This is a genomic window from Promicromonospora kroppenstedtii, assembly GCF_044389675.1.
Classification (GTDB): domain Bacteria; phylum Actinomycetota; class Actinomycetes; order Actinomycetales; family Cellulomonadaceae; genus Promicromonospora; species Promicromonospora kroppenstedtii.
Genome location: NZ_JBIRYI010000015.1, coordinates 89,706 through 114,202 on the forward strand (window position 1 = coordinate 89,706; position 24,497 = coordinate 114,202).

Here is a 24,497-nt window from a genome sequence, read left to right on the forward strand (position 1 = left end):
GTTGAGGCGCGGTCGCCGGTGCAGAGGTGCCGTCGCCGCCGCTAGGCCGCCAGCTCCGCGAGGAGGTGCTCCCGGAGCGCCACGAGCTGGTCGGCCGACTCGGCAGGGCTGATCCCGTCGGTGAAGACGGTGGCGGCGGCGACCTCCGCGGCCAAGGGATCGGCCACCCAGGCGGCGATCCAGTCGCGCCCCTCGATGATCCAGTCCTTGCCCCGGGCGGCGACCGCACGCTCGCGCAGCACGGTCACCGACCGCTCCGGGTCGGGGCTGGGCAGCAGGTGGATCACGTCGGGGACGGGCGCCAGCGCGCGCCGCACCTCCTCGGCGCACGCGGGGTCGGTAAAGCTGGTGTAGCCGGCGCCGAGCGCGATGACGGCGTCCGGGTGCTCCGCGACGGCCCGCTGCATGGCGTGCGCGCGGGCGGGTTCCCACTCGCGTTCCGCGGCGGCCCAGCCGACGGCGTCGTCGCGCTCCAGCAGCCGGCCGAGGCTCCAGCCGACCTCGGCGCAGTAGGACCAGGCGATGTCGTCGATGTCGACGAACGCGTGACCGAGCCGCTCGGCGACCAGTGCGCCGAGCGTGGACTTCCCTGCCGCGAGCGGGCCGACCAGGATCACGAGAGCCTCCCGTAGCTGGGTGAAATATCCCAGTATCACCTATAGGTCGGGCTCGGCGTGATCCGACCTCAGGAGGCCCCCGGCCGGTGGTGGTCGAGGTAGTTCTGCGTTGTGGTCAGGGTCGTCATGTCGGACATCCGGTCGAGGTAGACCAGCCCGTCGAGGTGGTCGATCTCGTGCTGGAAGACGCGGGCGACGTAGCCGGTGACCTCGCTGGTGAGCGTCTGCCCGGTCTCGTCGGTGTACCGCACCGTGATGCGCTCGGACCGGGGCACCAGCCCCATGTAGCCCGGCACGCTGAAGCAGCCCTCCCAGTCGACCACCGTCCCGGCTGAGCGCTCCAGGATCGTGGGGTTCAGGATCTGGATCAGCCCGGTCTCGGGCCGGTCGGGGAACACCTCGGTCTTGCGGACCTCGATGATCGCGGCGCGGACCGAGACCCCGATCTGCGGTGCGGCGAGCCCGGCGCCGTGGAGGCTGCGGAGCAGGGCGGTCAGGGCGTCGAGGACGTCGCGCGCCTCCGGGGCCTCGATCTCGGCGGTGGGCGTCTTGAGGCGAGGGTCCCCGATGGCGACGAGATCGTTGTCGGTGAGATGCATGGTCAAAGGTCGCCTCCGAGATGTGGTCTGCGTGCACAGGCTAGGTGGCATTGGATGGGCCCGGTGCCAGACTGTCGTCATGGCTGCGCCGGCATTACTGCTCCCCTCACCGATCGAGGTGGTGGAGGATGAACGCCTTGATGCTGCTGGGGTCCGTCTCCTGCTCAAACGTGATGACCTGATCCATCCGGATCTGCCGGGCAACAAGTGGCGCAAGCTCAAGTACAACCTCGACGCCGCTCGCGCGGCAGAAGCCTCGAGGCTGCTCACGTTTGGTGGCGCGTACTCCAATCACATTCGCGCGGTTGCTGCGGCGGGTGCCCTTTTCGGTTTCGAGACCATCGGCGTCATCCGCGGCGAGGCATACGATCCGCTGAACTCGTCGCTGCAATTCGCCGTCGACCACGGAATGCACCTGACCTATCTGGACCGTCACACGTATCGAATGAAGGCCGATCCAGAGGTCATCGACCAACTGCAGCGTGATCTCGGAGACTTCTATCTGATTCCCGAGGGTGGGAGCAACGCTCTTGCCGTGCGGGGGTGCGCCGAACTGGTCAGCGAGATCGTCGAGTACTTCGACGTCATCTGCTGTGGTGTCGGCACTGGCGGCACCCTGGCCGGTATCGCGGCGGGGCTGAATGCCGGGCAACGGGCGATCGGTTTCTCGTCGCTCAAGGGCGGTGACTTCCTGATCGACGATGTCGCCACACTCCAGCGTGATGCGCTGGGTGATGAGACCGGCAACTGGCAGGTTGAGACTGGCTATCATTTCGGTGGATACGCCAAGACCAACCCCGAGCTGACGGCCTTCGTTGCTGACTTCGAGAGCCGACACGGCTTGAGGCTCGACTGGGTATACGTGGCCAAGATGATGTTCGGTATCTATGACCTAGTGGCTCAGGACCGGTTTCCTGCGGGGACCCGGATCGTCGCCGTTATCACCGGACCGGACTTCGGCGGTCAGATCCGCTCGTAGTACTTTCGCTGTGCCGACTTGCTGGTGGATGCCTCTTGCCAGGTGAGGGTCCACTCGCCAGTGTTCACGCTGAACCGGCGCCCGAATCCGAGCCACATCCCGTGCATGCTGCGTCCGCTGGGGTCGATCACCATCTGCAGCGCACCGTGATAGGTCGCACCGCGGTAGTGGCCGCCCGGTGCCGTTGTCTCACGCCAGGTACCGGTCGCGACCGGCGGTTCGACGGCGAGCTCCAGCCGGACCTGTGAGCCCGAGGAATGCGGCAGGCCTTGTGCGATCAGCCGTCCACCCTGCTGGCGGGCTACGACGTAGTGCTCACTGATGTGCTCCGCGGACCTGCTTGCGCTGAGGTAGCGATACTGCGAATGCCAGATCCCTTCGAACGCACGATCACCAGCGGCGGCGACCGCGCTGACTGGCGAACCGGCGACCTCGTCCAGTGCTGTCGACGCGGCTGCCAGGGACATGCCGGCCGAAAGCTTGAGAAGTATTGAGCGACGTGCTTCCTTAGCTCCCAACCGTGCCGCCCAAGTTGTGGTCATTCGAGCCAGCTCGTTCACGTCTGCCTGATCGAGCTTGTGGAGAAGCCCGGCAATCTCGGCTTCGGACGCTTCCGCAGACACTCCGTCGATAGTCGTCTTGAGGGCACCGATGTCGCGGAACGCAGAGTCATGGTCACGGAAGTCGGCGCAGTCCTGGACGAGGTCCGCCAGTGAGCACTCGTAGAGCTCGGCGAGATGTGCCAGGACGTCAAGAGACGGCGCGTGTCCGGTCGGCGCGGGCCACTGTTCCCAATAAGAGAAGTTCTTGAACGACTTCGGGTCGTCCGGCCAGCGTTCGTTCCACCGGTCCGCGGCATCCTGCTGGCTCCACCCGTGGACTGTTCGCAACGCAGCCCGAAGGTTCATGCCGAACCGTTCAGCGAATACTGTCGCGATCTCGGCCCAGGTGCGCCCCTGGCCGCGCTCCCGGTGACATCCCGACGACGTGCACTTGCCGGACGCACCAGCCCCGGTCAGGATCGCGGGCGGGCCGTGACACAGGGGAGACGTATGTCAGACGAACGCCGGGACTGGCTCGCCGGGCACCTCGCCGCAGCCGCCGACCGGTTCGGCGTGACGCTCGACGGCGACCCGGTGCGCGGGTCCTACGACCGCACCCTCGCCGTCCGGACGTCGGGGCCCGCGTGGCTGCGGGTCACGGCCCAGGAGCCGCGGTGGGCGCGGGGCGAGTACTGGGACGGCGTCGCGACGGCGACGGGCGCGCCGTTCGACGCCGTCCCGATGCCCCGGCACCTCCGATCCGCCGAGTGGGCCGACGGCGGCCAGGTCGTCCGGGCGGACCTCCTCACCTTCGTCGACGAGCCCGCTGTCGGCTCCGGCCTCGTGCTGGACCACCGGGTCGAGCTGCCCGACACCTGGTGGACCGCGCTCCGGACGGGGCTCGACGCGCTGCGCACCGCCACCGGAACCGAACGCCGCGTGCTGCGGCCCGAGGAGCTCCAGGAGTCGATCCGCGCCCGGTTCGGCGTCGAGATCGACCTCGGCCGCGTCGAGTGGGAGGTGGCCCACGGCGACCTGCACTTCGGCAACCTCACGGGCCCGCGCCTGACGATCCTGGACTGGGAGTACTGGGGCTGGGCGCCCGCCGGGTACGACGTCGCCGTCCTGGCCTGCTCCGCCGTCCTTCAGCCCGACGTCGCCGCCCGGGTCCGCGCCGAGTTCGCCGGAGTGCTCGGCACCTGGCGGGGCGCGGTGGCCCAGCTCGCCGCCGCCGAGAAGTACCTGCGGCTGGTTGACATCGGCGCACACCCGGAGATCGCCGGGCCCGTGCGGCGGCTGGCCGACGTCGTCGTCCGGGAGTGGTTTGCGTGACCTGTTCCGCGTGTCCCTGGATGACTTCACCCGGGTGACTGTGTACATGATGCTCCGATCTGGAGGCCATCGGCTCGTAGCCTTCGTCTCTGAGATCGCTGTTGATCTGCTGGCCCGGTATCTCTGATCGGGCTCCTCGGCGGCCTCGTTGAAGCCCGTGATGGATGGACGGAGCCGAAATGACCCAAGAACTTCGTTTCAACGCGCCTCCAGGCTGGCCTTCGCCGCCCGAAGGCTGGCGGCCGGAACCTGGCTGGAAACCAGACCCGTCCTGGCCGGCTGCCCCGCAGGACTGGGTGTTCTGGGTGCCAGCGGGGACGTCTCCTCCGGCGGGAGCGCAGGCCACGACTCCTCCCGTGATCGCCGACCGCACGAGCTTGCCTTCCTCGAGCGCCGTGCCGTCCTCTGGTTCTCTGCCTCCGGACGTAGCCCGGGAGAGTGCGAAAGTGCCCCTTTTCGGCGCCCGTCGCGTTGCTCGTGAGCTGGGGGCCGAAGCTGAGGCGCTACGTGCGGAGCTGGCACGTGTCGGTGCCCTTGACGCGATCCAGATCGAAGAAGAGCGTCGTAGCGCTCGTCAGCGATTCGAGGACCAGGAACGAGAACTGGAACAAGGTCGCGCGGCGTCCCTCGCCAAGTTCTCAGCGGAAGCAGATGCCCTGACCAAGCGTCGTGACGCTCTCGCGGCTGAAGTGGCTGGGCTGACATCGCAGGTCGCGAACCTTGAGGAGACCCTTCTTCTTCAGGAGGTCGGGATCTACGAGTATCAGCACCCGTTGGAGAACGCCGATGCCTATCGGGCACGCCTTGATGTGCTGCGAGTGCGTATCAAGGAGATGGCCAAGAAGGACGGTGGGGCTGTCACCGGGGCCCAAGGATGGACCGTGAACGGATCGAAGGCCGAAGGTAAGCGTATGGTCTCGCAGACGTCGAAGCTGATGCTCCGCGCATACAACGGCGAAGCAGATGCCCTGCTGCGGGGGATGCGGCCGTATCGCTTGGACGCAAGCCTGGACCGGTTGAACAAGTCCTTCTCGATGATCGCGAAGCTTGGGGCGTCGATGCAGATCTCGATCGACTCCGAGTACCACCGTCTGCGAGTCGAGGAACTCAGGCTGACAGCGGACTTTCTTGCCAAGAACGCTGACGAGAAGGAGCGGGAGAAGGAGGAGCGGGCGCGTCTGCGCGAGGAGCGCAAGGTCGAACAGCAGCTTCAGCGCGAGAAGGAGAAGCTCGAGAAGGAGCGTCAGCACTACGAGAACGCCAGGGCGGCGTTGCTGTCGAAGGGTGACGTGGAGGGTGCGGCTCGTCTCGCCGAGCAGATCGAGGACGTGGCTCGGAAGATCGAGGACGTCGACTATCGCGCCGCGAACCACCGAGCTGGGTACGTCTACGTGATCTCGAATCTCGGAGCCTTTGGCGAACACATGATCAAGATCGGCATGACGCGTCGCCTTGATCCGATGGACCGGGTTCGCGAACTGGGAGACGCATCTGTGCCGTTCAACTTCGACGTCCACTCTTTGTTCTTCGCCAACGACGCGGTAGGGATCGAAGCCGAGATGCACCGCCGGCTCGGTGACCGTCGCGTGAACCGCGTGAACATGCGTCGAGAGTTCTTCTACGCAACCCCACAAGAAGCCCTGGAGCAGCTACGCGATCTGGCGGGCGACGTCCTGCAGTTCGAAGAGATCCCCGAAGCCATCGAGTTCAGGCAAAGCCAGACCTTGAGCCAGACCTTGAGCTAGAACTAGTGGCGCGCTGATCTCATTCAGATTGCTCACGACCCAGGCTTCGCGACCTCCAGCAGCAGGTCGACGAGCCGCTCGGCGGCGTCCGGCACCCCGTTGCTCCGCGCGGCCTTGGCCATGCGGTCGCGCCGTCCGGCGTCGTCGAGCAGGCCGGCCAGCGCCCCGCGGAGGTCCGAGAAGGTGAGGTCGCCCTCCAGCGAGACCGCCGCGCCCAGGTCCTGGAGGCGGCGGGCGCCCAGCACCTGCTCGTTCCCGGCCGCCGACGCGAGCGGGATCAGCACGGCGGGCTTGCCCAGCGCCGTCAGCTCGGCGATGGTTCCGGCCCCGCTCCGGGAGACGACGACGTCGGCCAGCGCCAGCACGTCCGGCAGCTCCGCCCCGACGAACCCGAGCACCCGGTAGCGCGGGGCCAGCTCGGGGCCGAGCCTCGCGGTGCGCTCGAACATCTCCTTGAGGTTGTTCGGGCCGCACTGGTGGATCACGTTGGCGCGCTGGAGCAGCCAGGGCAGCGTCTCCGTGACCAGGTCGTTGATCTGCACCGACCCCTGGGCGCCACCCGTGACGTACAGGACGGGCAGGTCGGGGTCGAACGAGTCGAGGCCCAGAGCGTCGACAGCCTTGAGCGGCTCGCCGGCCAGTACCTCGGCGCGCACCGGGTTGCCGGTCACGACGGCCCGCTCGCGCGCCGCCTCGGGCAGCAGCTCGATGGTGGACGGCGAGGAGACCGCGACGCGCGTCGCCCGCTTGGCCAGGAGGCGGTTGGCCAGGCCCAGCCGGACCGTCTGCTCGTGCACCACGAGCGGACGCCGGAGCAGCCCCGCCGCGATGCCGACCGGCACGGCGACGTAGCCGCCGGTCGAGAGGATCACGTCGGGCTTGAACTCCGAGACGATCGACCGTGCCTGCGCGACGCCGAGCGGCACCCGCGCCATGTCCTTCATGTTGCTCGCCGACAGCATGCCCAGCGGGTTGCTCGACCGGCGCAGCTTGCCCGTGGCCACCGGCACGAACCGGATGCCCTCGGACGCCGTGACCCGGGCCTCCAGCCCGTCCGCCGTGCCTGCCCAGAGGACGCTCACCGCGGTACCCGACCCGGCCAGCCGCGCCTGCAGCGCGCGCAGCGTCGTGAGCGCCGGGTAGGTGTGGCCGCCGGTCCCGCCACCGGTGACCAGAAGTCGGAAATCGGACGGCTGTGAACTCACGAGACATCTCCCAGGACGGCAGCGGAAGGGGTGTGATGCCCACTCTAGGGGGTCTGCGGCGGTCGTCCGCTTCGCCAGTGAGGTACGGATAGTCCCAGGTCAGCGTGTCGGGGTGTGTCCGCAGGGCGCCGGCCGGGGAGCGCCTGGCGCAGACCTACGGAGCCGGGCGTCTGAGCAAAGAAATGTGCCGACATGAATGCTGGAAAGGTGTTCTATTTCTACTTCTGCATTTGTCTTGACGGCTCTCCGCAATTGCTGGCAGGATCTCGGCCACCCATCGATCTGGGTGCCAAATGGTCACGAGACGAACGTTGAAATCGGTCGGCCCTGGCTCGGAATTGCGACAGAGAGTAGAAGGTTATGGCCGGCGTGATCGCCACGGGCGTCTACGTGAGGGTGACCGGGATGTCGAGCACGGAGCGCGGCTCCGAGGGCGTCGTGAAGACCGTCCGGCAGGGGTGGGCCGGGAAGGAGGCCGTGGTAGTGGCTCCCGGCCCGCTGCGGTCCCGAGAATTCACCGTTCCGCTGGTCGACCTCTCGATGAGATGAGCCGCGCCGCCCGTGCCGGGCGCGCGGAGATCGTCGCGTCGGCGTGAATTCCGGACGGCGTCGCGCGCGGTGACCCGGGTGCCGGAGAATATGCATTTCCCTGCTGTCCGGACTGCCGGTTGGCCGACGCATTGTTGCAGTTCAGAGGCCTCTTTTGCGGCCATGTCCCGCCGCCGTTCGCGAAGTCGGCACTCTGCATCGAGGCCGGTCCAGGCCTGTGCCGATCTCGATGCAGAATGCCGACTGACCCCGCGGGCGAACCTCACCTTGCCCCCAGCCGCCGGCTGACCTCGCGTGCCGCTTTGGTCGCCTGCTCCGCGAGGCCGGCGCGGGCGGCGTCGTCGTAGGCGTCCGAGCGGAAGGTGATCGCCAGGCCCGCCACCGGCCGCCCCGTGTGGTCGACGACGGCGGCGGCCACCGACGCGAACCCCGCCGTCACCTCGCCGTCCTCCACCGCGAAGCCGCGCTCGCGCGCCAGCCGCAGCACGTCGCGGAGCTCGCGCAGGGTGCGCGGTCCCGAGCCGGTCAGGTCCGTGAACGACCCCGGCGTCGGGTACAGCGCCCGCACCTGCGCCGGCGGGAGCAGCGCGAGCACGGCCCGCCCGCTCGCGGTGAGGTGGCTCGGGAGGTGGACGTCGACGTCGGTCACCAGCGGCGGGCGTCCCGCCGCCCGCTGCTCCACCAGGTACAGGACCTCCCGGCCGTTCAGGACGGCGAGGTGCCCGTTCTCGCCTGCGGCCTCCACCAGGCGCGCGACGACGGGCGCGGCGAGCCTCGTGAGCGGCGCCTGTCGCGTGTAGGCGCTGCCCAGGCCGAGGGCCGCCACGCCCAGGCCGTACCGGCGCTCGTCGGGGAAGTGCCGCACGAAACCCTCGTCGCCCAGCACGGACAGCAGGTGGTAGACGCTGGACCGGGGCACCCCGATGCCGTGCGCGATCGCGCCCGCGGGCACCGGCCCGGGCTGTGCCGCGAGGAACGAGAGCAGCCGCGCGGTGTGGCGCGCGGCGGGAACGGCGCTGCTGGTGCCCACAGGGACGGCCTCCTGGGGGTTGGCCCCGCTGCGGGCGCTGGCGCGGGGTGCTGATGCCGAGTTGGCTGGTCGGTAGTTCGGGGTAGTCGGTAGTTCCGGGTGGTCGGCAGAAGGTCAGGTAGTCGGTAACTCGGGTTGCCGATCACCTGACCTTCTGCCGACCACCCCGAACTACCGACCACACGCACTCCGCGCCCTGGGCCCTGGGCCTGGCTCGGGGCGGATGTCTCGTATCCCAGACCCTATCGCTGGTTCCGGCCGCGCCACGGGGCGCGCGGCGGGGTTCCATGAGCGCATGAGCACCCTGCACGACGCGGCGACGACGCCCGCCACCGGCGCGGCCGGCACTCAGCTGCCCCAGGACCAGCATCGCCAGGACCGGCCCCAGGACCGGCAGAACAGCGACCTGCCCGGGCACGTCGTCCTCGACGGCACCCCGCTCACTGTCGAGCAGGTCGTCGCCGTTGCCCGCTACGGCGCGTCCGTCGAGATCCATGAGACCGCGCTGGCCCGCATGGCCCGGACCCGCGCCGTCATCGAGGATCTCGCCCACGACACCGTGCCCCACTACGGTGTCTCCACGGGCTTCGGCGCGCTCGCCCGCCGGCACATCCCCACCGAGATGCGGGCCCAGCTCCAGCTCAGCCTCGTGCGCTCGCACGCCGCGGGCTCGGGCGTCCACGTCGAGACCGAGGTGGTGCGGGCGCTGCAGCTCCTGCGGCTCGCCACCCTGGTCACCGGACACACGGGCGCCCGCCCGGTCACGGCGCAGACCTACGCCGGGGTGCTCAACGCGGGCATCACGCCCGTCGTGCACGAGTACGGGTCGCTCGGTTGCTCCGGCGACCTCGCGCCGCTCGCCCACGTGGCGCTCGCCGCCATGGGGGAGGGGCAGGTGCGGGTCGTCCGGGCGGGGGACTTGACGGGCTCGACCGGCCACACGGGCTCGACCGGCGACGACGGCGCCCTCGTCGACGCCGCCCGAGCCCTTGCCGACGCCGGGATCGAGCCCCTCGTCCTCGCCGAGAAGGAGGGCCTGGCCCTCATCAACGGCACCGACGGCATGCTCGGCATGCTCTGCCTCGCGATCCATGACCTGCGCCGCCTCCTCACCACGGCCGACGTCGCCGCCGCGCTGTCCGTCGAGGCTCTCCTCGGCTCGGACGCACCGTTCGCCGAGGACCTGGTCGGCCTGCGCCCGCACCCGGGCCAGGCGGCGTCGGCGGCGAACATGCGCCGCCTGCTGGCGGGCTCGCCCCTGATGGCGAGCCACCGCGAGCTGGACGACGCCGGAAACCCCGCGTGCACCCGCGTGCAGGACGCCTACTCGCTGCGCTGCGCGCCGCAGGTGCACGGCGCCGTCCGCGACACGCTGGACCATGCCGCGACGGTCGCGGGCCGGGAGCTGGCGTCGGCGATCGACAACCCCGTCGTCACGACGGACGGGCGCGTCGAGTCGAACGGCAACTTCCACGGGGCGCCCGTCGCCTACGTGCTCGACTTCCTCGCCATCGCGGCCGCCGACCTCGCCAGCATGAGCGAGCGGCGCACCGACCGGTTCCTCGACGTCGCACGCTCCGAGGGGCTGCCCGCGTTCCTCGCGGCCGACCCCGGCGTCGACTCCGGCCACATGATCGCCCAGTACACGGCCGCCGGGATCGTCTCGGAGCTCAAGCGCCTGGCCGCGCCCGCGAGCGTGGACTCGATCCCGAGCTCCGCCATGCAGGAGGACCACGTGTCCATGGGCTGGTCCGGCGCCCGCAAGCTGCGCCGCTCCGTGGACGGGCTCACCCGCGTGCTCGCGATCGAGGTGCTGACGGCCACGCGCGCCCTCGACCTGCGGGAGGAGGCCCCGGCTGCGGGAACGGGCGCGGTGCACGACGTCGTCCGTGCCGTCGTGCCCGGCCCCGGACCCGACCGCTACCTGGCCCCCGAGATCGAGCACGTCGTGGGGCTCGTGACCGGCGGACAGGTCGCGGCGGCAGCCGCGGGCGCCGTCGGACAGCTCCACTGAATCTGTCGAACCGGCCCGAACCCGCCGACCTGAGTCGAAGGAGACCGAAGTGAACCAGCCGTACGACCGGGGGACCCCCGTCGCCGTCCGCGCCCCGCGCGGCACCACCCTGACCGCCCGGAGCTGGCAGACCGAGGCGCCGCTGCGCATGCTCATGAACAACCTCGACCCCGAGGTGGCCGAGCGGCCCGACGACCTGGTGGTCTACGGCGGCACCGGCCGGGCGGCGCGCGACTGGCCGAGCTACCACGCGATCGTCCGCTCGCTCACCGACCTGCGCGAGGACGAGACGCTGATGGTGCAGTCGGGCCGCCCGGTGGGCGTGCTGTGGACGCACGAGTGGGCCCCGCGCGTGCTGATCGCGAACTCGAACCTGGTGGGGGACTGGGCGAGCTGGCCCGAGTTCCGCCGCCTCGAACAGCTCGGCCTGACGATGTACGGGCAGATGACGGCCGGTTCCTGGATCTACATCGGCACCCAGGGGATCCTGCAGGGCACGTACGAGACGTTCGCCGCCGTCGCCGCCAAGAGGTTCGGCGGGACGCTCGCGGGCACGCTCACGCTGACCGGCGGCTGCGGCGGCATGGGCGGCGCCCAGCCCCTGGCGGTCACGCTGAACGGCGGCGTGTGCCTCGTCGTCGACGTCGACCCGGCGCGCCTGCACCGACGCGTCGAGACCCGCTACCTCGACGTCGTCGCCTCCTCGCTGGACGAGGGCGTGGAGCTGGCGCTCGCGGCGAAGCGGGACCGGCGTGCGCTGTCGGTCGGTGTGGTCGGCAACTCGGCCGACGTCGTGCCGGAGCTGCTGCGCCGGGGTGTCGAGGTGGACGTCGTCACGGACCAGACCTCGGCGCACGACCCGCTGTCGTACCTGCCGTCCGGGGTGGCGCTGGAGGACTGGGCTTCGGAAGCGGAGAAGGACCCCGAGGGGTTCACCGACCGGGCGCGCGAGTCGATGGCCCGCCATGTCGAGGCGATGGTCGGCTTCCAGGACGCGGGCGCCGAGGTGTTCGACTACGGCAACTCGATCCGTGACGAGGCGCGCCAGGGCGGGTACGGCCGGGCGTTCGAGTTTCCGGGGTTCGTGCCCGCGTACATCCGGCCGCTGTTCGCCGAGGGCAAGGGCCCGTTCCGGTGGGCGGCGCTCTCCGGGGACCCGAAGGACATCGCGGTGACGGACAAGGCCGTGCTCGACCTGTTCCCCGACAACGACCACCTGGGCCGCTGGATCCGTGCCGCCCAGGACCGCGTCGCGTTCCAGGGGCTGCCCGCCCGGATCTGCTGGCTCGGGCACGGGGAGCGTGACGTCGCCGGGCTGCGGTTCAACGAGCTCGTCGCGTCGGGCGACATCTCGGCACCTGTCGCGATCGGTCGCGACCACCTCGACTCCGGGTCGGTCGCGTCCCCGTACCGGGAGACCGAGTCGATGGCCGACGGCTCCGACGCGATCGCGGACTGGCCGCTGCTGAACGCCCTGATGAACACCGCGTCGGGCGCCACGTGGGTGTCGCTGCACCACGGCGGTGGCGTCGGCATGGGGCGGTCGATCCACGCGGGTCAGGTCTCCGTCGCGGACGGGACGCCGCTCGCGGCCGAGAAGCTCGCGCGGGTGCTCGCGAACGACCCGGCCACGGGCGTGCTGCGGCACGTTGACGCCGGGTACGACGACGCCGCCGCGGCGGCGGAGCGCGGCGGGCTGCGTGTGCCGATGCGGGAGGGGGCGTGAGCGATTCCGGGGCCGCGTCCGTGGCCGGGGGCGCGACGGGCGCGACGGGCGCAGCGGGCGCGGCGGCGGGCGCGACGGGCGCAGCGGGCGCAGCGGGCGCGGCGGGCGCGGCGGCGGGCGCGACATCGGTGGGGCGGCTGCTCGACGCGATCGCCGACGTCGGACGGGCGGCGTCCGGCGGGTACGAGCGGTTCGCCTGGACCGCGCACGACCTGACCCTGCGCGAGTGGTTCGCCGCCGAGGCGGCCGCGCGCGGGCTGTCCGTGACCGTGGACCGCGCGGGGAACCAGTGGGCGTGGTGGGGCGACCCCGACGCCGACGGGCCCGGCGTCGTCTCGGGCAGCCACCTCGACTCGGTGCCGGGCGGCGGCGCGTTCGACGGTCCGCTCGGCGTGGCCGGCGCGTTCGCGGCCCTCGACGCGCTGCGGGCGTCCGGCGTCGTGCCCGTGCGGCCGCTCGGGATCGTGAACTTCTCCGACGAGGAGGGCGCGCGGTTCGGGCTCGCCTGTCTCGGGTCGCGGGCCGTGACCGGGACGGTTCCGGCCGACCGGCTGCTCGCGCTGCGGGACGGGTCGGGCGACAGCCTGGGGGAGGTGCTGGGGGCGGTGCTCCGGGGATCGGGGTCGTCGTCTCGTGGGTCGAGCCTGTCCTCTCGTGGGTCGAGCGTGTCGAGATCAGGTCAGGTCCCGACCCGCTCGACCCACGAAGCGCTGGGCGCCGCGGTCTCCGCGGGCGTGTCGCTCGAGCACTACGGCCGGGACCCCGAGACGCTGGCGCGGATCGGCGTCTTCGTCGAGCTGCACGTGGAGCAGGGCCGGTACCTCGCCGACCTGCCCGACGACGAGGCCGCGCCCGTCGCGGTCGGCGCGGCGATCTGGCCGCACGGCCGCTGGCGCGTCGACCTCGCGGGCGAGGCCAACCACGCCGGCACCACACCGCTGGCCCACCGGCACGACCCGATGCTCGACCTCGCGCGCCTCATCACCGACGTCCGCGCCGCCGCCGAGCAGGCCGGGGCGCTCGCGACCCTGGCCAAGGTGCAGGTGGAGCCCAACGGCGTCAACGCGATCCCGTCGCGCGTCCGGGCCTGGATCGACGCTCGCGCCGAAACGGAACACGCCGTCCGTTCCGTGATCGGCGTGCCACCGAGCGGGGGACGCTCGACCGGCGATCCGTCGAACGTAGGAGTAGTCGGCGCATCAGGGCTCATGGACCGACGGGGCCTACGTTCGACGCCGCACCTGGTCGGTGAGCCGAGCGGCGGGCTTGCCGGGTGGCGGCCCGTCGAGGAGTCGTGGACGCCCGCGACCGTGTTCGACCCGGCGCTCGCGGCCCGGATCGCCGACGTCGTCGGGCGGCCTGGCTCAGACCTGCCCGCCCCCGTGATCGGCACGGGCGCCGGGCACGACGCCGGCATCCTCGCCGCGGCCGGCATCCCCACTGCGATGCTGTTCGTGCGCAACCCGACCGGGGTGTCCCACTCGCCGGCCGAGCACGCCGACCCGGCCGACTGCGACGCCGGCGGCCGCGCCCTGGCCGCCGCCCTCGCCGACCTGCTCACGGCCCCGGACCTGCTGCGGTCCCCAGCAGGCCGGGAGTCGGCCCCGGCAGGCCGGGAGTCGGCCCCGGCCGGTCCGTCCCGAAACTCGGCCCGTCACGATCCCCTTTGAGGCCTAAGTTTCTTCGCTTTGAGCCGGCTCAAAGCGAAGAAACTTAGGCCTCAAAGGGGATCGCCCAACAGCCACGGACCACGGACCACGGACCACGGAACACGGAACACGGAACACGGAACACGGAACGCGAGAGGAGAGTCATGAGCGGCTTCTGGTGCGAGCGGGCCTGGCTGCCCGGACCCGGAGAGCCGGCATCCGCCGGCCACGTCGTCGAGTCCGTCCGGGTCGTGACCGACGGCGGCCGCATCGTCACCGTCGAGCACGGCACCCCGGCCGCCGACGGCGACGTGCGCCTCCACGGCGTCGTCCTCCCCGGCCTCGCCGACACGCACTCGCACGCCTTCCACCGCGCGCTGCGCGGCCGCACCCACGCCGACGGCGGATCGTTCTGGACCTGGCGCCAGGGCATGTACGCCCTGGCCGCAGCCCTGACGCCGGACCTCTACGAACGGCTGGCGCGCGCCGTCTACGCGGAGCTGGCGCTCGGTGGCACCACCGCCGTCGGCGAGTTCCACTACGTGCACCACCGCCCCGACGGGACCCCGTACCCCGCGGCACAGGGTGGCCCGAACGCCATGGCCGAGGCCCTCCGCTCCGCCGCCCGCGACGCCGGGGTGCACCTCACGCTGCTCGACACCTGTTACCTCCACGGTGGCCTCGGTCCGGGCGGGCACCAGCCGCTCGCTCCCGAGCAGGCCCGGTTCGGCGACGGCACGGCCGAGGCGTGGGCCCACCGCGTCGACACGCTGCGCACCGCCTGGGCCGACGACGACCGCGTGCTCGTCGGCGCCGCAGCCCACTCGGTGCGCGCCGTCGCGCCGGACGAGCTCGCCACCGTCGCCCGTTGGGCCGGAGAGACCCGTGCGCCGCTGCACGTGCACCTGTCCGAGCAGCCGGGGGAGAACCAGGCGGCGCTCGCGGCCTTCGGAGTCACCCCGACGCGCCTGCTGCACGGCGCGGGGGCGCTCGGCCCCGGCACGACCGCCGTGCACGCGGTGCACCTCACCGACGACGACGTCGCGCTGCTCGGCACCTCGGGCACGGGCGTCTGCCTCTGCCCGACGACGGAGCGCGATCTCGCCGACGGCATCGCCCCCGGGCTCCGGCTGGCGCGCGCGGGGAGCCCACTGTCGGTCGGCACGGACCAGCACGTGACCGCGGACGTGCTCGCCGAGGCCCGCGGCGTCGAGGAGCACGAGCGGCTCGCGGCCGGCGGGCGCGGCGCGTTCGACCCGGCGGCCCTGGTCGACGTCGCGACGTCGGCCGGGCACGCCGCGCTCGGCCGGCCCGGCGCCGGGCGCATCGCCGTGGGCGCGCCCGCGGACCTCGTCGCCGTGCGGACCGACACGGTGCGCACCGCCGGCTGCGACCCCGCGCAGGTGGTGCTCGTGGCGGGCGCCCCCGACGTGTCCGACGTCGTGGCGGGTGGTGAGCTCGTGGTGCGCGACGGCGTACACCGGCTCGGCGACGTCGCGCACCTGCTCGCCGAGGCGATCGAGGAGATCTGGGCCGCCGTCGAGCGGGACCACGACACGGGTCGGCCCGCGGGGCCGGTCGCGATCGAGCGGGGCCTGACGGACGACCTCACCAGGAGGAGCGACGCATGAGCGTGCTGCTGACGAACATCGGCGAGCTGGTCACGAACGACCCGGAGCACGGTGGAACGGGGCCGGGCGGGATCGACTCGGCCGGGATGTCGTCCGCCGGCAGCGGGATCGTGCCCGACGGTCTAGGCCTCGTAGCCGACGCCGCCGTCGTCGTCGAGAACGGGCGCATCGCCTGGACGGGCCCGGCGGCGTCGGCCCCCGCGGCCGACGAGGTCGCCGACCTCGCGGGGCGCTGCGTGCTCCCGGGATTCGTGGACTCGCACTCGCACACGGTGTTCGCGGGCGATCGTTCGGCGGAGTTCGCGGCACGCATGACCGGTGAGCCGTACACCGGCGGCGGCATCGCGACCACGGTCGCCGCGACCCGCGCCGCGAGCGAGGACGCCCTGCGGGCGCGCGGCACCGCGCTGGTGCGCGAGATGCTCGCACAGGGCACCCCGACCGTCGAGATCAAGAGCGGCTACGGTCAGGACGTCGCGACCGAGGCCCGCACGCTGCGGATCGCCCGGGAGCTCACCGCGGAGACGACGTACCTCGGCGCCCACACCGTCCCGGCCGAGTACGCCGACGACCGCGCCGGCTACGTCGACCTCGTGACCGGGCCGATGCTCGCCGCCTGCGCCCCGCACGCCCGCTGGATCGACGTCTTCTGCGAGCCGGCCGCGCCCACGGCCTTCGACGAGGACGAGGCCCGCGCCGTCCTGCGCGCCGGACTCCGCGCCGGGCTGGGCGCGCGCGTGCACGGCAACCAGCTCTCGGCGGGCCCGGGGGTGCGGCTCGCCGTCGAGGTCGGGGCGGCGAGCGTGGACCACTGCACCCACCTGACCGACGCCGACGTCGACGCCCTGGCCGGCTCGTGGACCTCGGGCGGGCCCCGTCCTGACCGCGGCCGGTCCGCCCACACAGACCGGGGACAGCCGGCTGACCGCGAGGCGCGGCGTCCGGTCGACGGGGCGTGGGCCCGGTCCGGCACCGTCGCGACCCTGCTGCCCGCCGTCGAGTTCTCCACGCGGTCGCCGTACCCCGACGCCCGCCGGCTGCTCGCCGCGGGCGTGCCCGTCGCGCTCGCGACGGACTGCAACCCGGGCTCCGGCTACTCGTCGTCGATGCCGTTCGTGGTCGCGCTCGCGGTGCGTGAGATGCGGATGAGCCCGGCCCAGTCCCTCTGGTCGGCGACGGCGGGCGGCGCCCTGGCGCTCCGCCGGGACGACGTCGGACACCTGGCCGTCGGCGCCCGCGCCGACCTGACCGTGCTCGACGCCCCGGGCCACACCTACCTCGCCTACCGTCCGGGCGTCCCGCTGGTCCACCAGGTCTGGCGGAACGGCACCCGCGCCGTCTGACACCCGCCCCCGGGAGCGTCCGGCGTCGAACGTAGGCTTGCTCGGCTCAAGAGCCGTCTTCAGCCGACCAACCCTACGTTCGACGCCGCGTGGTCGGATTGTGCGCCGGTTGGGGCGGTCGCGGGTGCTCTTCTTTGAGGCCTAAGTTTCTTCGCTTTCGGGCGACCCAAAGCGAAGAAACTTAGGCCTCGAAGGAGAAGGGGCCGCCGACCGACCTGCGGCCGCCGACACCGATGCGATCGCCGTCCTCGGTGCCGATCGCCGACCTCGACGCGCGGCCACCGACACCGCCGCCGCTCGACGGCGAACGTAGAGGTGCTCGGCTCAAGAGGCCTCTTGGACCGAGCGACTCTACGTTCGCTGCGACCAGGCCGAGTTGGTCGCGCGCCAGCCGGGAGCGGGAGGGCACCTTGCACCGGGGCTGCTCGGCGTCGTCCCGCGGGTGCGCCCCAGGGCGAACGTAGGGTTGATCGGCCCAAGAGCCGTCTTGAGCCGATCAACCGTACGCCGACGCCGACGCCGACGCCGACTGCCGATGCCGGCCGCCGACGCCGACTGGCGACGCCAACGCCGACGCCGACTGCCGACGCCGACGCCGACGGCCGACGCCGACGCCGACGCCGACGCCGACGGCCGACGCCGACGCCGACGCCGACCGCCGCCGACCGCCGCCGACCGCCGACCGCCGACCCTTGCGCGCTGTCTGGCCTGGGCGCGGGGGTGCTCCTCCTCGAAGCTTAGGTTTCTTCGCTTTGGGTCGTCCGAAAGCTAAGAATCCTCGGCTTCGAAGGCGATGCCTCCCCCGGGTCCAGCCGGCGTCGACCACGAACGACCCGCGCAGTCGAACGTAGGGTTGCTCGGCTCAAGACGACTCTTGAGCCGAGCAACCCTACGTTCAGCGTTGGCCGGCCCGTCGCCGAAGTCCGGCCGGCCTTGGCCGACGGCGCCAGGCACCGACGGCGCGCGGGCAGCCGGCCGACCCCTACTGTTCCGTAATGCCCAGGTCCGGCCGCGCCACGAAGCCCGCCCGGCCCGCGGACGCGCCGTGGAGCTCCAGGAGCACCAGCTCGTTGCCCGTCTCGCGCACCAGCGGCCCCGGCACGTACAGCGTGCGCGTGGGGCCCAGGCTCCAGTAACGCCCCAGCAGCTCGCCGTTGACCCAGGCCAGGCCCTTGGTCCAGCCGTCGAGCCGCAGGAAGTGGTCGGCCCCGCCCGTGGAGTCGAACGAACCGCGGAACAGCCCGGCGCCGACCGGTCCCGGCACCCCGCCGTCCGGCACCGAGGGCAGCGCGCGCCCCGGGGCGTCGAGCGCCGCGCGCAGCAGCTCCGGCGCGTCCTCGACGCGCAGCGCCGCCGCCTCCCAGTCGTCGATCGTGCGCACCGCGGTGCGCACGGGCCCGATCAGGCCCTTGGGTTCGCCGATCCGCTTGCCGTAGTTGACCCGGCCCTGGTCCTCCACCAGGAGCGTGAGGTCGCCCGCGCGGGCGGGCAGCGCGACGGCGAAGGTGTGCGAGCCGCGGTCGAGCACGCCGACCTGCTCGTCGTCGACCAGGACGACGGCGCGGTCGCGCACCTCGCTCAGGGTCAGCACCAGGTCGTCGGGCCGGATCCGGGTGCGGTAGACGGCGAAGCCCGACCAGAGCCGCAGGTCGTCGGTCGTCGGCGTCGACGAGAAGGTGAGCAGGTCCTCGCGCAGCAGGCTCGGCAGCGCGTGGGCCAGCGGCACCTGAGCGGTCAGGTCGACCTCCAGCACCGGCGCCCCAGCACCAGCACCAGCACCAGCACCAGCACCAGCACCAGCCTCCGCACCGGCCCCGGAAGAGACGACGTCGAGCGCCGGCACCGGCAGGTGCCGCGCGATCACGTCGCGCATCGCGTAGTACTTGGCGGTCGGCGTGCCGTCCTCGGCCAGCGGCGCGTCGTAGTCGTACGACGTCGCGATGGGCCGGTAGATGCCCTTGTCGTTCGCGCCGCTGGTCAGCCCGAAGTTGGTGCCGCCGTGGAACATGTACAGGTTCACGGACCCGCCGGCCGCGAGCAGGTCGTCCAGGTCGGCGGCGTTCGCCTCGGCGGGCGCGGTGTGGTGCTCCAGGCCCCACGAGTCGAACCAGCCGTTCCAGAACTCCATGCACATGAGCGGTCCCGTGGCCTGGTGCCGCCGCAGGATCTCCAGCCGCTCCGTGCTGCGCGAGCCGAACGTCGCCGTCTTGTGCAGCTCCGGCAGGCCGCCGCGGGCCAGCATCTCGTCGTCGGCCTGGTCGCAGGTGAACAGGGGTACCTCGATGCCCTGCTCACGGGTCAGGTCGACGAGCGCTCTGAGGTACTGCTGCCGCTCGGGCAGCGGGTCGTCCCCGTAGGCGCCGTACTCGTTCTCCACCTGGACCATGAGCACGGGGCCGCCGCGCGTCACCTGGCGCTCGGCCACCAAGGGCAGCAGGTTCGCGTAGTAGGTGCCGATCGCCGCGAGGAACCTCGGCTCGTGCCGGCGCACCCCCACCTCGGGGTCGGCGAACAGCCAGCCGGGCAGCCCGCCGCCGTCCCACTCGGCGCAGATGTAGGGCCCCGGCCGCACGATCGCGTACAGGCCCTCGGCGGCCACCAGGTCGAGGAACCGCCCGAGGTCGCGCCGCCCGGTCAGGTCGAACACGTCGGGATCGGGCGCGTGGAAGTTCCACGGCACGTACGTCTCGATGGTGTTCAGGCCCATGAGCCGGGCCTTGCGGATCCGGTCGGCCCACTGGTCGGGGTGCACGCGGAAGTAGTGCAGCGCGCCGCTGACGACCTGCATCGGGCGGCCGTCGAGCTCGAAGTCCTCGGGGCCGATGTCGAACGTGGGCATGTGTGCGTCCTCAGGGGGTCTGCGGGTTCTGGGGGTGGGGCAAGAGGACGACGGCGGGGGAAGGCCCCCGCCGTCGTCCCTGGTCGATCAGCCGCGGCTCACTCGCCGACGGTGAAGCCCTGCTCGTTGCCGTACTTCACGATCGAGTCCTGCCAGGCGGCGAGGCCGTCCGACAGCGAGGTCGAGCCCGTGTAGGCCTGACCGACGGTGTCGGGGAACACGCTGTTGGCGTACACCTGGTACGGCAGGTACTGCCAGCCGGTGACCACACCGGTGGCCGACGCCGAGAGCACCTCGTTGATCTTCTGGCCGCCGAAGTACTCCGACTCCTCGGCGAGGAACTTCTCGTCGTTCAGGTCGGCGAGCGTGGCCGGGAAGTTGCCGCCCTCCAGGCGCGTGGCGACGCCGTCGCCGGCGTTCGCGTACTCCAGGAAGCCGTAGGCCAGGGCCTTCTTGGTGCTGGCCTCGGTCACCGACAGCGCGGAGCCGCCGTTCTCGGCCGTCTCGTTCGAGCCCTCGGTCCACTGCGGCATGGGGGCCACGCGCCAGTCGCCCGACGCCGGGGCCGCGCCCGACTCGAGGTTCGCGGGCATCCAGGCGCCGGTCACCAGCGCGGCGATCTCACCGCTGCCCAGGCCCTGGAACCACTCGTCCGACCAGGCGGGGACGTCGGCCACGAGGTCGTCGTCCAGGAGCTGCTGCCACATGTCGGCGAACTTGGCCGAGCCCTCGTCGGCGAGGTTCACGGTCACGTCGGTGCCGCTCACCTCGAACGGGTGGCCGCCTGCCTGCCAGATCATCGAGGTCGCGAACCCGGCGTCGCCGTTGTCCGCGGTGATGTACGTGTTCTTGTCGAACGCGTGGATCTTCTCGGCGGCCGTGACGAACTCGTCCCAGGTGGCGGGCACCTCGACGCCGGCGTCCTCGAACGTCTTCGCGTTGTAGAACAGCGCCATCGGGCCGGAGTCCATGGGCAGGCCGTACACGGCGTCGCCGTCGGTCACGGCGCCCCACGGGCCGGGGGAGTAGGTGCCGTCGAGCTCGCTCGCGCCCAGCGGCGCGAGGTCGGCGAGCGAACCGCCGATGGAGAACTGCGGCAGGGCGTAGTACTCCATCTGCGCGACGTCGGGGACGCCCGAGCCGGCGCTGATGGCGTTCTGCAGGGCCACGTAGTGGTCGTTGCCGGTACCGACGTTCGCCAGCTCGACGTTCACGTTCGGGTACTCGGCCTCGAAGTCCTCGACGACCTTGTCCAGCGTGGGCTCCCAGGCCCAGACCAGCAGGTCGCCGCCCTCCTCGAGCGCGGCCGAGATGTCCTCGGGGGAGACGGCCTCCGCGGCGTCGCCGCCGTCGGACCCGGACCCGCACGCGGTCAGGGCGAGCGCCAGGGCGCCGGCCGCGGCGAACGCGCCGACAGCGCGGTGGTGGCGGATGGTCATGGTGGTTCCTCTCACTTCATCGTCAAGCGGATCTGTCTGGGGGGAAGTCTTCGGGCGGCGGGCGCCCGGCCTGGTCACTCCTTGACGCTGCCGGCGGCCAGACCCGACTGCCAGTAGCGCTGCAGCAGCAGAAAGGCCACGATCAGCGGCAGGATCGTCAGGAGCGAGCCGGCGATCACGAGGTTGAAGATGGCCTCGCCGCCCGCGGTGGTGGCCTGGGCGTTCCACGCGTTCAGGCCCAGCGTCAGCGGGTACCAGGAGGGGTCGCGCAGCATGATTAGCGGCAGGAAGTAGTTGTTCCACGTGGCGACGACGGTGAACAGCAGCACCGTCACGATCCCGGGCGCCATCATCGGCAGGCACACCTGGAAGAACGTGCGGGCCTCGCTCGCGCCGTCGAGGCGGGCGGCCTCCATGATCTCGTCCGGCACCGCGTCGGCCGCGAACGTCCACATGAGGTAGAGCCCGAACGGCGAGATGAGCGACGGGATGATGACCGACCAGGGCGTGTTCGTCAGGCCCATGTTCGCGAACATGAGGAACGTGGGCACGGCCAGCGCGGTACCCGGCACGGCCACGGCGCCGATGACGATCGCGAACACGGCGCGCTTGCCCGGGAAGTCGAACTTGGCCAGGCCGTAGCCGCCGAGCAGCGCCAGCAGGGTGGCGCCGCCCGCGCCGAGCACGACGTACATCAGGGTGTTGAGGAACCAGCGGCCGAAGACGCCGCCGTCGTACGTCAGGACGCCGACGATGTTGTCCCACAGCGCGAAGTCGCCGCTGAACCACAGGCCGAACGAGCTGAACAGGTCGGGCTGCGTCTTGGTCGCGTTGATCAGCAGCCAGACGAGCGGGATCAGCGCGTAGACGCCGATCAGGGCCGTCAGGACCGTGAGCAGGATGCTGCGCGTGGGCCGGGCGTGCGAGCTGCGGCGGTTCCGCAGCCGGGGCGGGGCCTTCTTGGGGCGCACGGTGGGCGCGGTCATCAGGACGTTGCTCATGGCTCAGGCCTCCTTGCGCATGCCGCGCAGCTGCACCACGTAGGCCACGATCATCGTGAGCACGCCCATGACGATCGCCACCGTGGCCGAGTAGTTGTACTGCTGGCCCGAGAAGGACAGCGAGTAGGCGTACAGGTTCGGCGTGTAGTGGGTCGAGATGTAGTTGGGGGACAGCGGCTGCAGGATGCTGGGCTCGTTGAAGAGCTGGAACGAGCCGATGATCGAGAAGATGGTCGCCACGACGAGCGCGCCGCGGATCGCGGGCAGCTTGATCGCCGTGATCACCCGCCACGGGCCGGCGCCGTCGATCTCCGCCGCCTCGTACAGCGAGGTGGGCACCACGCGCAGCGCGGAGTAGAAGATCAGCATGTTGTAGCCGACGAACTCCCAGGTCACGATGTTGCCGATCGCGGGGAGCACCAGGGCCGAGGACAGCGGGTCCGGGATGCTGGTGCCGAACAGGTCGTTGAAGTTGCCGACCAGCCCGAACCGCTCGCCGTACATGAAGCCCCACATCAGCGCGGCCACGACGCCGGGCACGGCGTACGGCAGGAAGATCGCGAGGCGGAAGAAGTCGCGCCCGTACAGGCGGCCGCTGTCGATCGCGAGGGCGACCAGGAGCGAGATGCCGAGCATCACCGGCACCTGGACCAGCAGGAACAGGGCCACGCGGCCGGTGCCGTCCCAGAACTGCGGGTCCGCGAGCACGCGGGCGTAATTGTCGAGGCCGACGAACGTCGTACCGCCCACGAGCTGCGTCTGGAACAGGCTCAGCCAGAGGGAGTAGGCGATCGGCGCGAGGAACACGAGGGCGAAGACGGCCATGAACGGGCCGACGAAGCCCCATCCGGTCCAGCGGGTGCGGAGCCGCATCCGTCCCGCGGTCTTGGGCACGGCCGGAGGCGATGCGAGCGTGGTCAAGTGGGGTCGCTCCTTCACGAGTGGGGTCAGCATGGTCGTCGTGTTGACGTCAACATGGTGACGCGGACTAGGGTGCTCGTGAGTCACCGAGGTGTCAAGCGGACCCCGGGGCGAGACGCATCACGAGGAGGTGGGTGTCGTGGAGGGCAGAGGTCCGTCCCTGGTCGACGTCGCCGTGCTGGCGGGAGTCTCCACGCAGACCGTGTCCCGCGTGTCGATGGGCCTGGACAACGTGCGGCCGGCGACGCGGGACCGGGTCCTGGCGGCGATGGCGCAGCTCGGCTACGCACCGAACACGGCGGCGCGCGCGCTGCGCTACGGGAGCTTCCGGACCATCGGCATGATCGCCCACGGGCTGGCGCGCACCGGTGAGTCGCGCACGATCGAGGCCGTCACCGAGGCCGCACGTGACGAGGGTTACACCGTCACGCTGATCGACGTCGAGAACCCGTCGTCCGACGTCGTGTCCGCGGCGGCGACCCGGCTGTCCCACCAGGCCATCGACGGGCTGGTGATCGTCCGGGCCGAGACCGTCACGCCCGACACCCTCGCGCTGCCCTCCCGGCTGCCCGTGGTGGTCTCCGACTCACGGTTCGTGGGCCACCACCCCGCCGTGGGTGCCGACCAGGTCGACGGCGCCCGCCGTGCCACCCAGCACCTCCTGGACCTGGGCCACCGCACGGTGCACCACGTGCGGGGCCCGGCCGGCTCGGCGCCCGCGCAGCTCCGCGAGGAGTCGTGGCGCGCCACGCTCGAGGCGGCCGGCCGGCCCGTGCCCGCCGTCGTCCCGGGCGACTGGACGGCGGCCTCCGGGTACGCCGCCGGCCGGCGGATGGCGCACGACCCCGAGGTCACGGCCGTGTTCTGCGCGAACGACGAGATGGCCGCCGGCGTGCTCCGTGCCCTGCACGAGGCCGGCCGCGCGGTGCCGGGCGACGTGTCGGTGGTCGGGTTCGACGACATCCTGCTGGCCGAGTACCTCTGGCCGCCGCTGACGACCGTGGTGCAGGATTTCGGCGAGATCGGCCGCCGCCTGGTGGCCCGCCTGCTCAGCGAGGTGCGGGCGGGGAGCTCCGGGACCGGCACCGGCACCAGCGGCGCGGCCGGCAGCGGGGCGGCCGGCAGCGGGGCCGGCACCGGCGTCGACCCGGACGCCGACGACGAGGACCTGCACGAGGTGGTGCCGGTGGAGCTCAAGGTGCGGCAGAGCACCGCCCCGCCGCGGGGGTGAACTCTCCGGCGGGTGAACGCGGACGTGACCCTGCGCACGTCCGGGGGGTGACCGCGCGGGCCGCCGGGACCGGCCCTGGCGGGCCGCGCCGAGGGGCCGCAGGCG

Annotated in this window: 19 protein-coding genes; 10 read left to right on the top strand and 9 right to left on the bottom strand. The window is 71.8% G+C overall.

Translation table 11 applies throughout. The features are described from left to right. Positions 1 to 41: 41 nt before the first annotated feature. Both ACH47X_RS21880 and def read right to left on the bottom strand, forming a co-directional pair. Positions 42 to 617, bottom strand: coding sequence for a shikimate kinase (locus ACH47X_RS21880; RefSeq protein ID WP_397406909.1), 576 nt, complete (start codon positions 615 to 617; stop codon positions 42 to 44). A gap of 68 nt (positions 618 to 685) precedes the next feature. Then, positions 686 to 1,216, bottom strand: coding sequence for a peptide deformylase (def, locus tag ACH47X_RS21885; protein WP_397406911.1), 531 nt, complete (start codon positions 1,214 to 1,216; stop codon positions 686 to 688). Between the two features lie 79 nt (positions 1,217 to 1,295). On the opposite strand from def, the gene ACH47X_RS21890 reads away from it, so the two are divergent. Then, positions 1,296 to 2,195 (top strand): 1-aminocyclopropane-1-carboxylate deaminase/D-cysteine desulfhydrase, encoded by a 900-nt coding sequence (locus tag ACH47X_RS21890; RefSeq protein ID WP_397406913.1) that lies wholly within the window; start codon positions 1,296 to 1,298, stop codon positions 2,193 to 2,195. Here ACH47X_RS21890 and ACH47X_RS21895 read toward each other — a convergent pair. Further along, complete coding sequence (locus ACH47X_RS21895) at positions 2,180 to 3,103, bottom strand: hypothetical protein (RefSeq protein ID WP_397406915.1); 924 nt, start codon at positions 3,101 to 3,103, stop codon at positions 2,180 to 2,182. The two genes, ACH47X_RS21890 and ACH47X_RS21895, sit on opposite strands and share 16 nt — an antisense overlap. Before the next feature lie 144 nt (positions 3,104 to 3,247). Between ACH47X_RS21895 and ACH47X_RS21900 the strand changes: the two genes are divergently transcribed. Together ACH47X_RS21900 and ACH47X_RS21905 are read left to right on the top strand one after the other, a co-directional pair. Beyond that, the gene (locus ACH47X_RS21900) at positions 3,248 to 4,069 is read left to right on the top strand and encodes a phosphotransferase (RefSeq protein WP_397406917.1); all 822 of its coding nucleotides are present in this window, start codon (positions 3,248 to 3,250) and stop codon (positions 4,067 to 4,069) included. 356 nt (positions 4,070 to 4,425) lie between these two features. Continuing rightward, positions 4,426 to 5,814 (top strand): DUF4041 domain-containing protein, encoded by a 1,389-nt coding sequence (locus ACH47X_RS21905; RefSeq protein WP_397406919.1) that lies wholly within the window; start codon positions 4,426 to 4,428, stop codon positions 5,812 to 5,814. Positions 5,815 to 5,846: 32 nt separating this feature from the next. Here the strand turns inward: ACH47X_RS21905 and ACH47X_RS21910 are convergent, their stop codons facing one another. Further along, complete coding sequence (locus ACH47X_RS21910; RefSeq protein ID WP_397406921.1) at positions 5,847 to 7,019, bottom strand: UDP-N-acetylglucosamine--N-acetylmuramyl-(pentapeptide) pyrophosphoryl-undecaprenol N-acetylglucosamine transferase; 1,173 nt, start codon at positions 7,017 to 7,019, stop codon at positions 5,847 to 5,849. Between the two features lie 360 nt (positions 7,020 to 7,379). Between ACH47X_RS21910 and ACH47X_RS21915 the strand changes: the two genes are divergently transcribed. Continuing rightward, positions 7,380 to 7,568 (top strand): hypothetical protein, encoded by a 189-nt coding sequence (locus ACH47X_RS21915; protein WP_036960431.1) that lies wholly within the window; start codon positions 7,380 to 7,382, stop codon positions 7,566 to 7,568. 262 nt (positions 7,569 to 7,830) lie between these two features. Here the strand turns inward: ACH47X_RS21915 and ACH47X_RS21920 are convergent, their stop codons facing one another. After that, positions 7,831 to 8,598, bottom strand: a complete 768-nt coding sequence (locus ACH47X_RS21920; protein WP_397406923.1) for an IclR family transcriptional regulator — start codon at positions 8,596 to 8,598, stop codon at positions 7,831 to 7,833. Between the two features lie 295 nt (positions 8,599 to 8,893). On the opposite strand from ACH47X_RS21920, the gene hutH reads away from it, so the two are divergent. The 5 genes from hutH to ACH47X_RS21945 all read left to right on the top strand — a co-directional run bounded on the left by hutH (position 8,894) and on the right by ACH47X_RS21945 (position 16,961). After that, positions 8,894 to 10,612 carry a histidine ammonia-lyase gene (hutH, locus tag ACH47X_RS21925; RefSeq protein ID WP_397406925.1) on the top strand — a complete coding sequence of 573 codons (1,719 nt, stop codon included), beginning with the start codon at positions 8,894 to 8,896 and terminating at the stop codon, positions 10,610 to 10,612. A gap of 49 nt (positions 10,613 to 10,661) precedes the next feature. Beyond that, positions 10,662 to 12,338, top strand: a complete 1,677-nt coding sequence (hutU, locus tag ACH47X_RS21930) for a urocanate hydratase (RefSeq protein WP_397406927.1) — start codon at positions 10,662 to 10,664, stop codon at positions 12,336 to 12,338. Then, positions 12,335 to 14,008: a Zn-dependent hydrolase gene (locus ACH47X_RS21935; RefSeq protein WP_397406929.1), complete on the top strand. Its 1,674-nt coding sequence runs from the start codon at positions 12,335 to 12,337 to the stop codon at positions 14,006 to 14,008. Before hutU ends, ACH47X_RS21935 begins: the two co-directional genes overlap by 4 nt. A 143-nt stretch (positions 14,009 to 14,151) precedes the next feature. Next, complete coding sequence (locus ACH47X_RS21940; RefSeq protein ID WP_397406931.1) at positions 14,152 to 15,618, top strand: formimidoylglutamate deiminase; 1,467 nt, start codon at positions 14,152 to 14,154, stop codon at positions 15,616 to 15,618. Beyond that, positions 15,615 to 16,961 carry an amidohydrolase family protein gene (locus tag ACH47X_RS21945; RefSeq protein WP_397406933.1) on the top strand — a complete coding sequence of 449 codons (1,347 nt, stop codon included), beginning with the start codon at positions 15,615 to 15,617 and terminating at the stop codon, positions 16,959 to 16,961. Before ACH47X_RS21940 ends, ACH47X_RS21945 begins: the two co-directional genes overlap by 4 nt. 982 nt (positions 16,962 to 17,943) lie before the next feature. Here the strand turns inward: ACH47X_RS21945 and ACH47X_RS21950 are convergent. The 4 genes from ACH47X_RS21950 to ACH47X_RS21965 all read right to left on the bottom strand — a co-directional run bounded on the left by ACH47X_RS21950 (position 17,944) and on the right by ACH47X_RS21965 (position 23,113). After that, positions 17,944 to 19,800, bottom strand: coding sequence for a beta-galactosidase family protein (locus ACH47X_RS21950; RefSeq protein ID WP_397406935.1), 1,857 nt, complete (start codon positions 19,798 to 19,800; stop codon positions 17,944 to 17,946). Between the two features lie 98 nt (positions 19,801 to 19,898). Continuing rightward, positions 19,899 to 21,239 (bottom strand): ABC transporter substrate-binding protein, encoded by a 1,341-nt coding sequence (locus ACH47X_RS21955; RefSeq protein ID WP_397406937.1) that lies wholly within the window; start codon positions 21,237 to 21,239, stop codon positions 19,899 to 19,901. 74 nt (positions 21,240 to 21,313) lie between these two features. After that, positions 21,314 to 22,240: a carbohydrate ABC transporter permease gene (locus tag ACH47X_RS21960; RefSeq protein WP_142038407.1), complete on the bottom strand. Its 927-nt coding sequence runs from the start codon at positions 22,238 to 22,240 to the stop codon at positions 21,314 to 21,316. Between the two features lie 3 nt (positions 22,241 to 22,243). Continuing rightward, positions 22,244 to 23,113, bottom strand: coding sequence for a carbohydrate ABC transporter permease (locus ACH47X_RS21965; RefSeq protein WP_121384582.1), 870 nt, complete (start codon positions 23,111 to 23,113; stop codon positions 22,244 to 22,246). 178 nt (positions 23,114 to 23,291) lie between these two features. Here ACH47X_RS21965 and ACH47X_RS21970 point away from each other — a divergent pair, with 178 nt between their 5' ends. After that, positions 23,292 to 24,392 (top strand): LacI family DNA-binding transcriptional regulator, encoded by a 1,101-nt coding sequence (locus ACH47X_RS21970; RefSeq protein ID WP_397407013.1) that lies wholly within the window; start codon positions 23,292 to 23,294, stop codon positions 24,390 to 24,392. Positions 24,393 to 24,497: the final 105 nt, after the last annotated feature.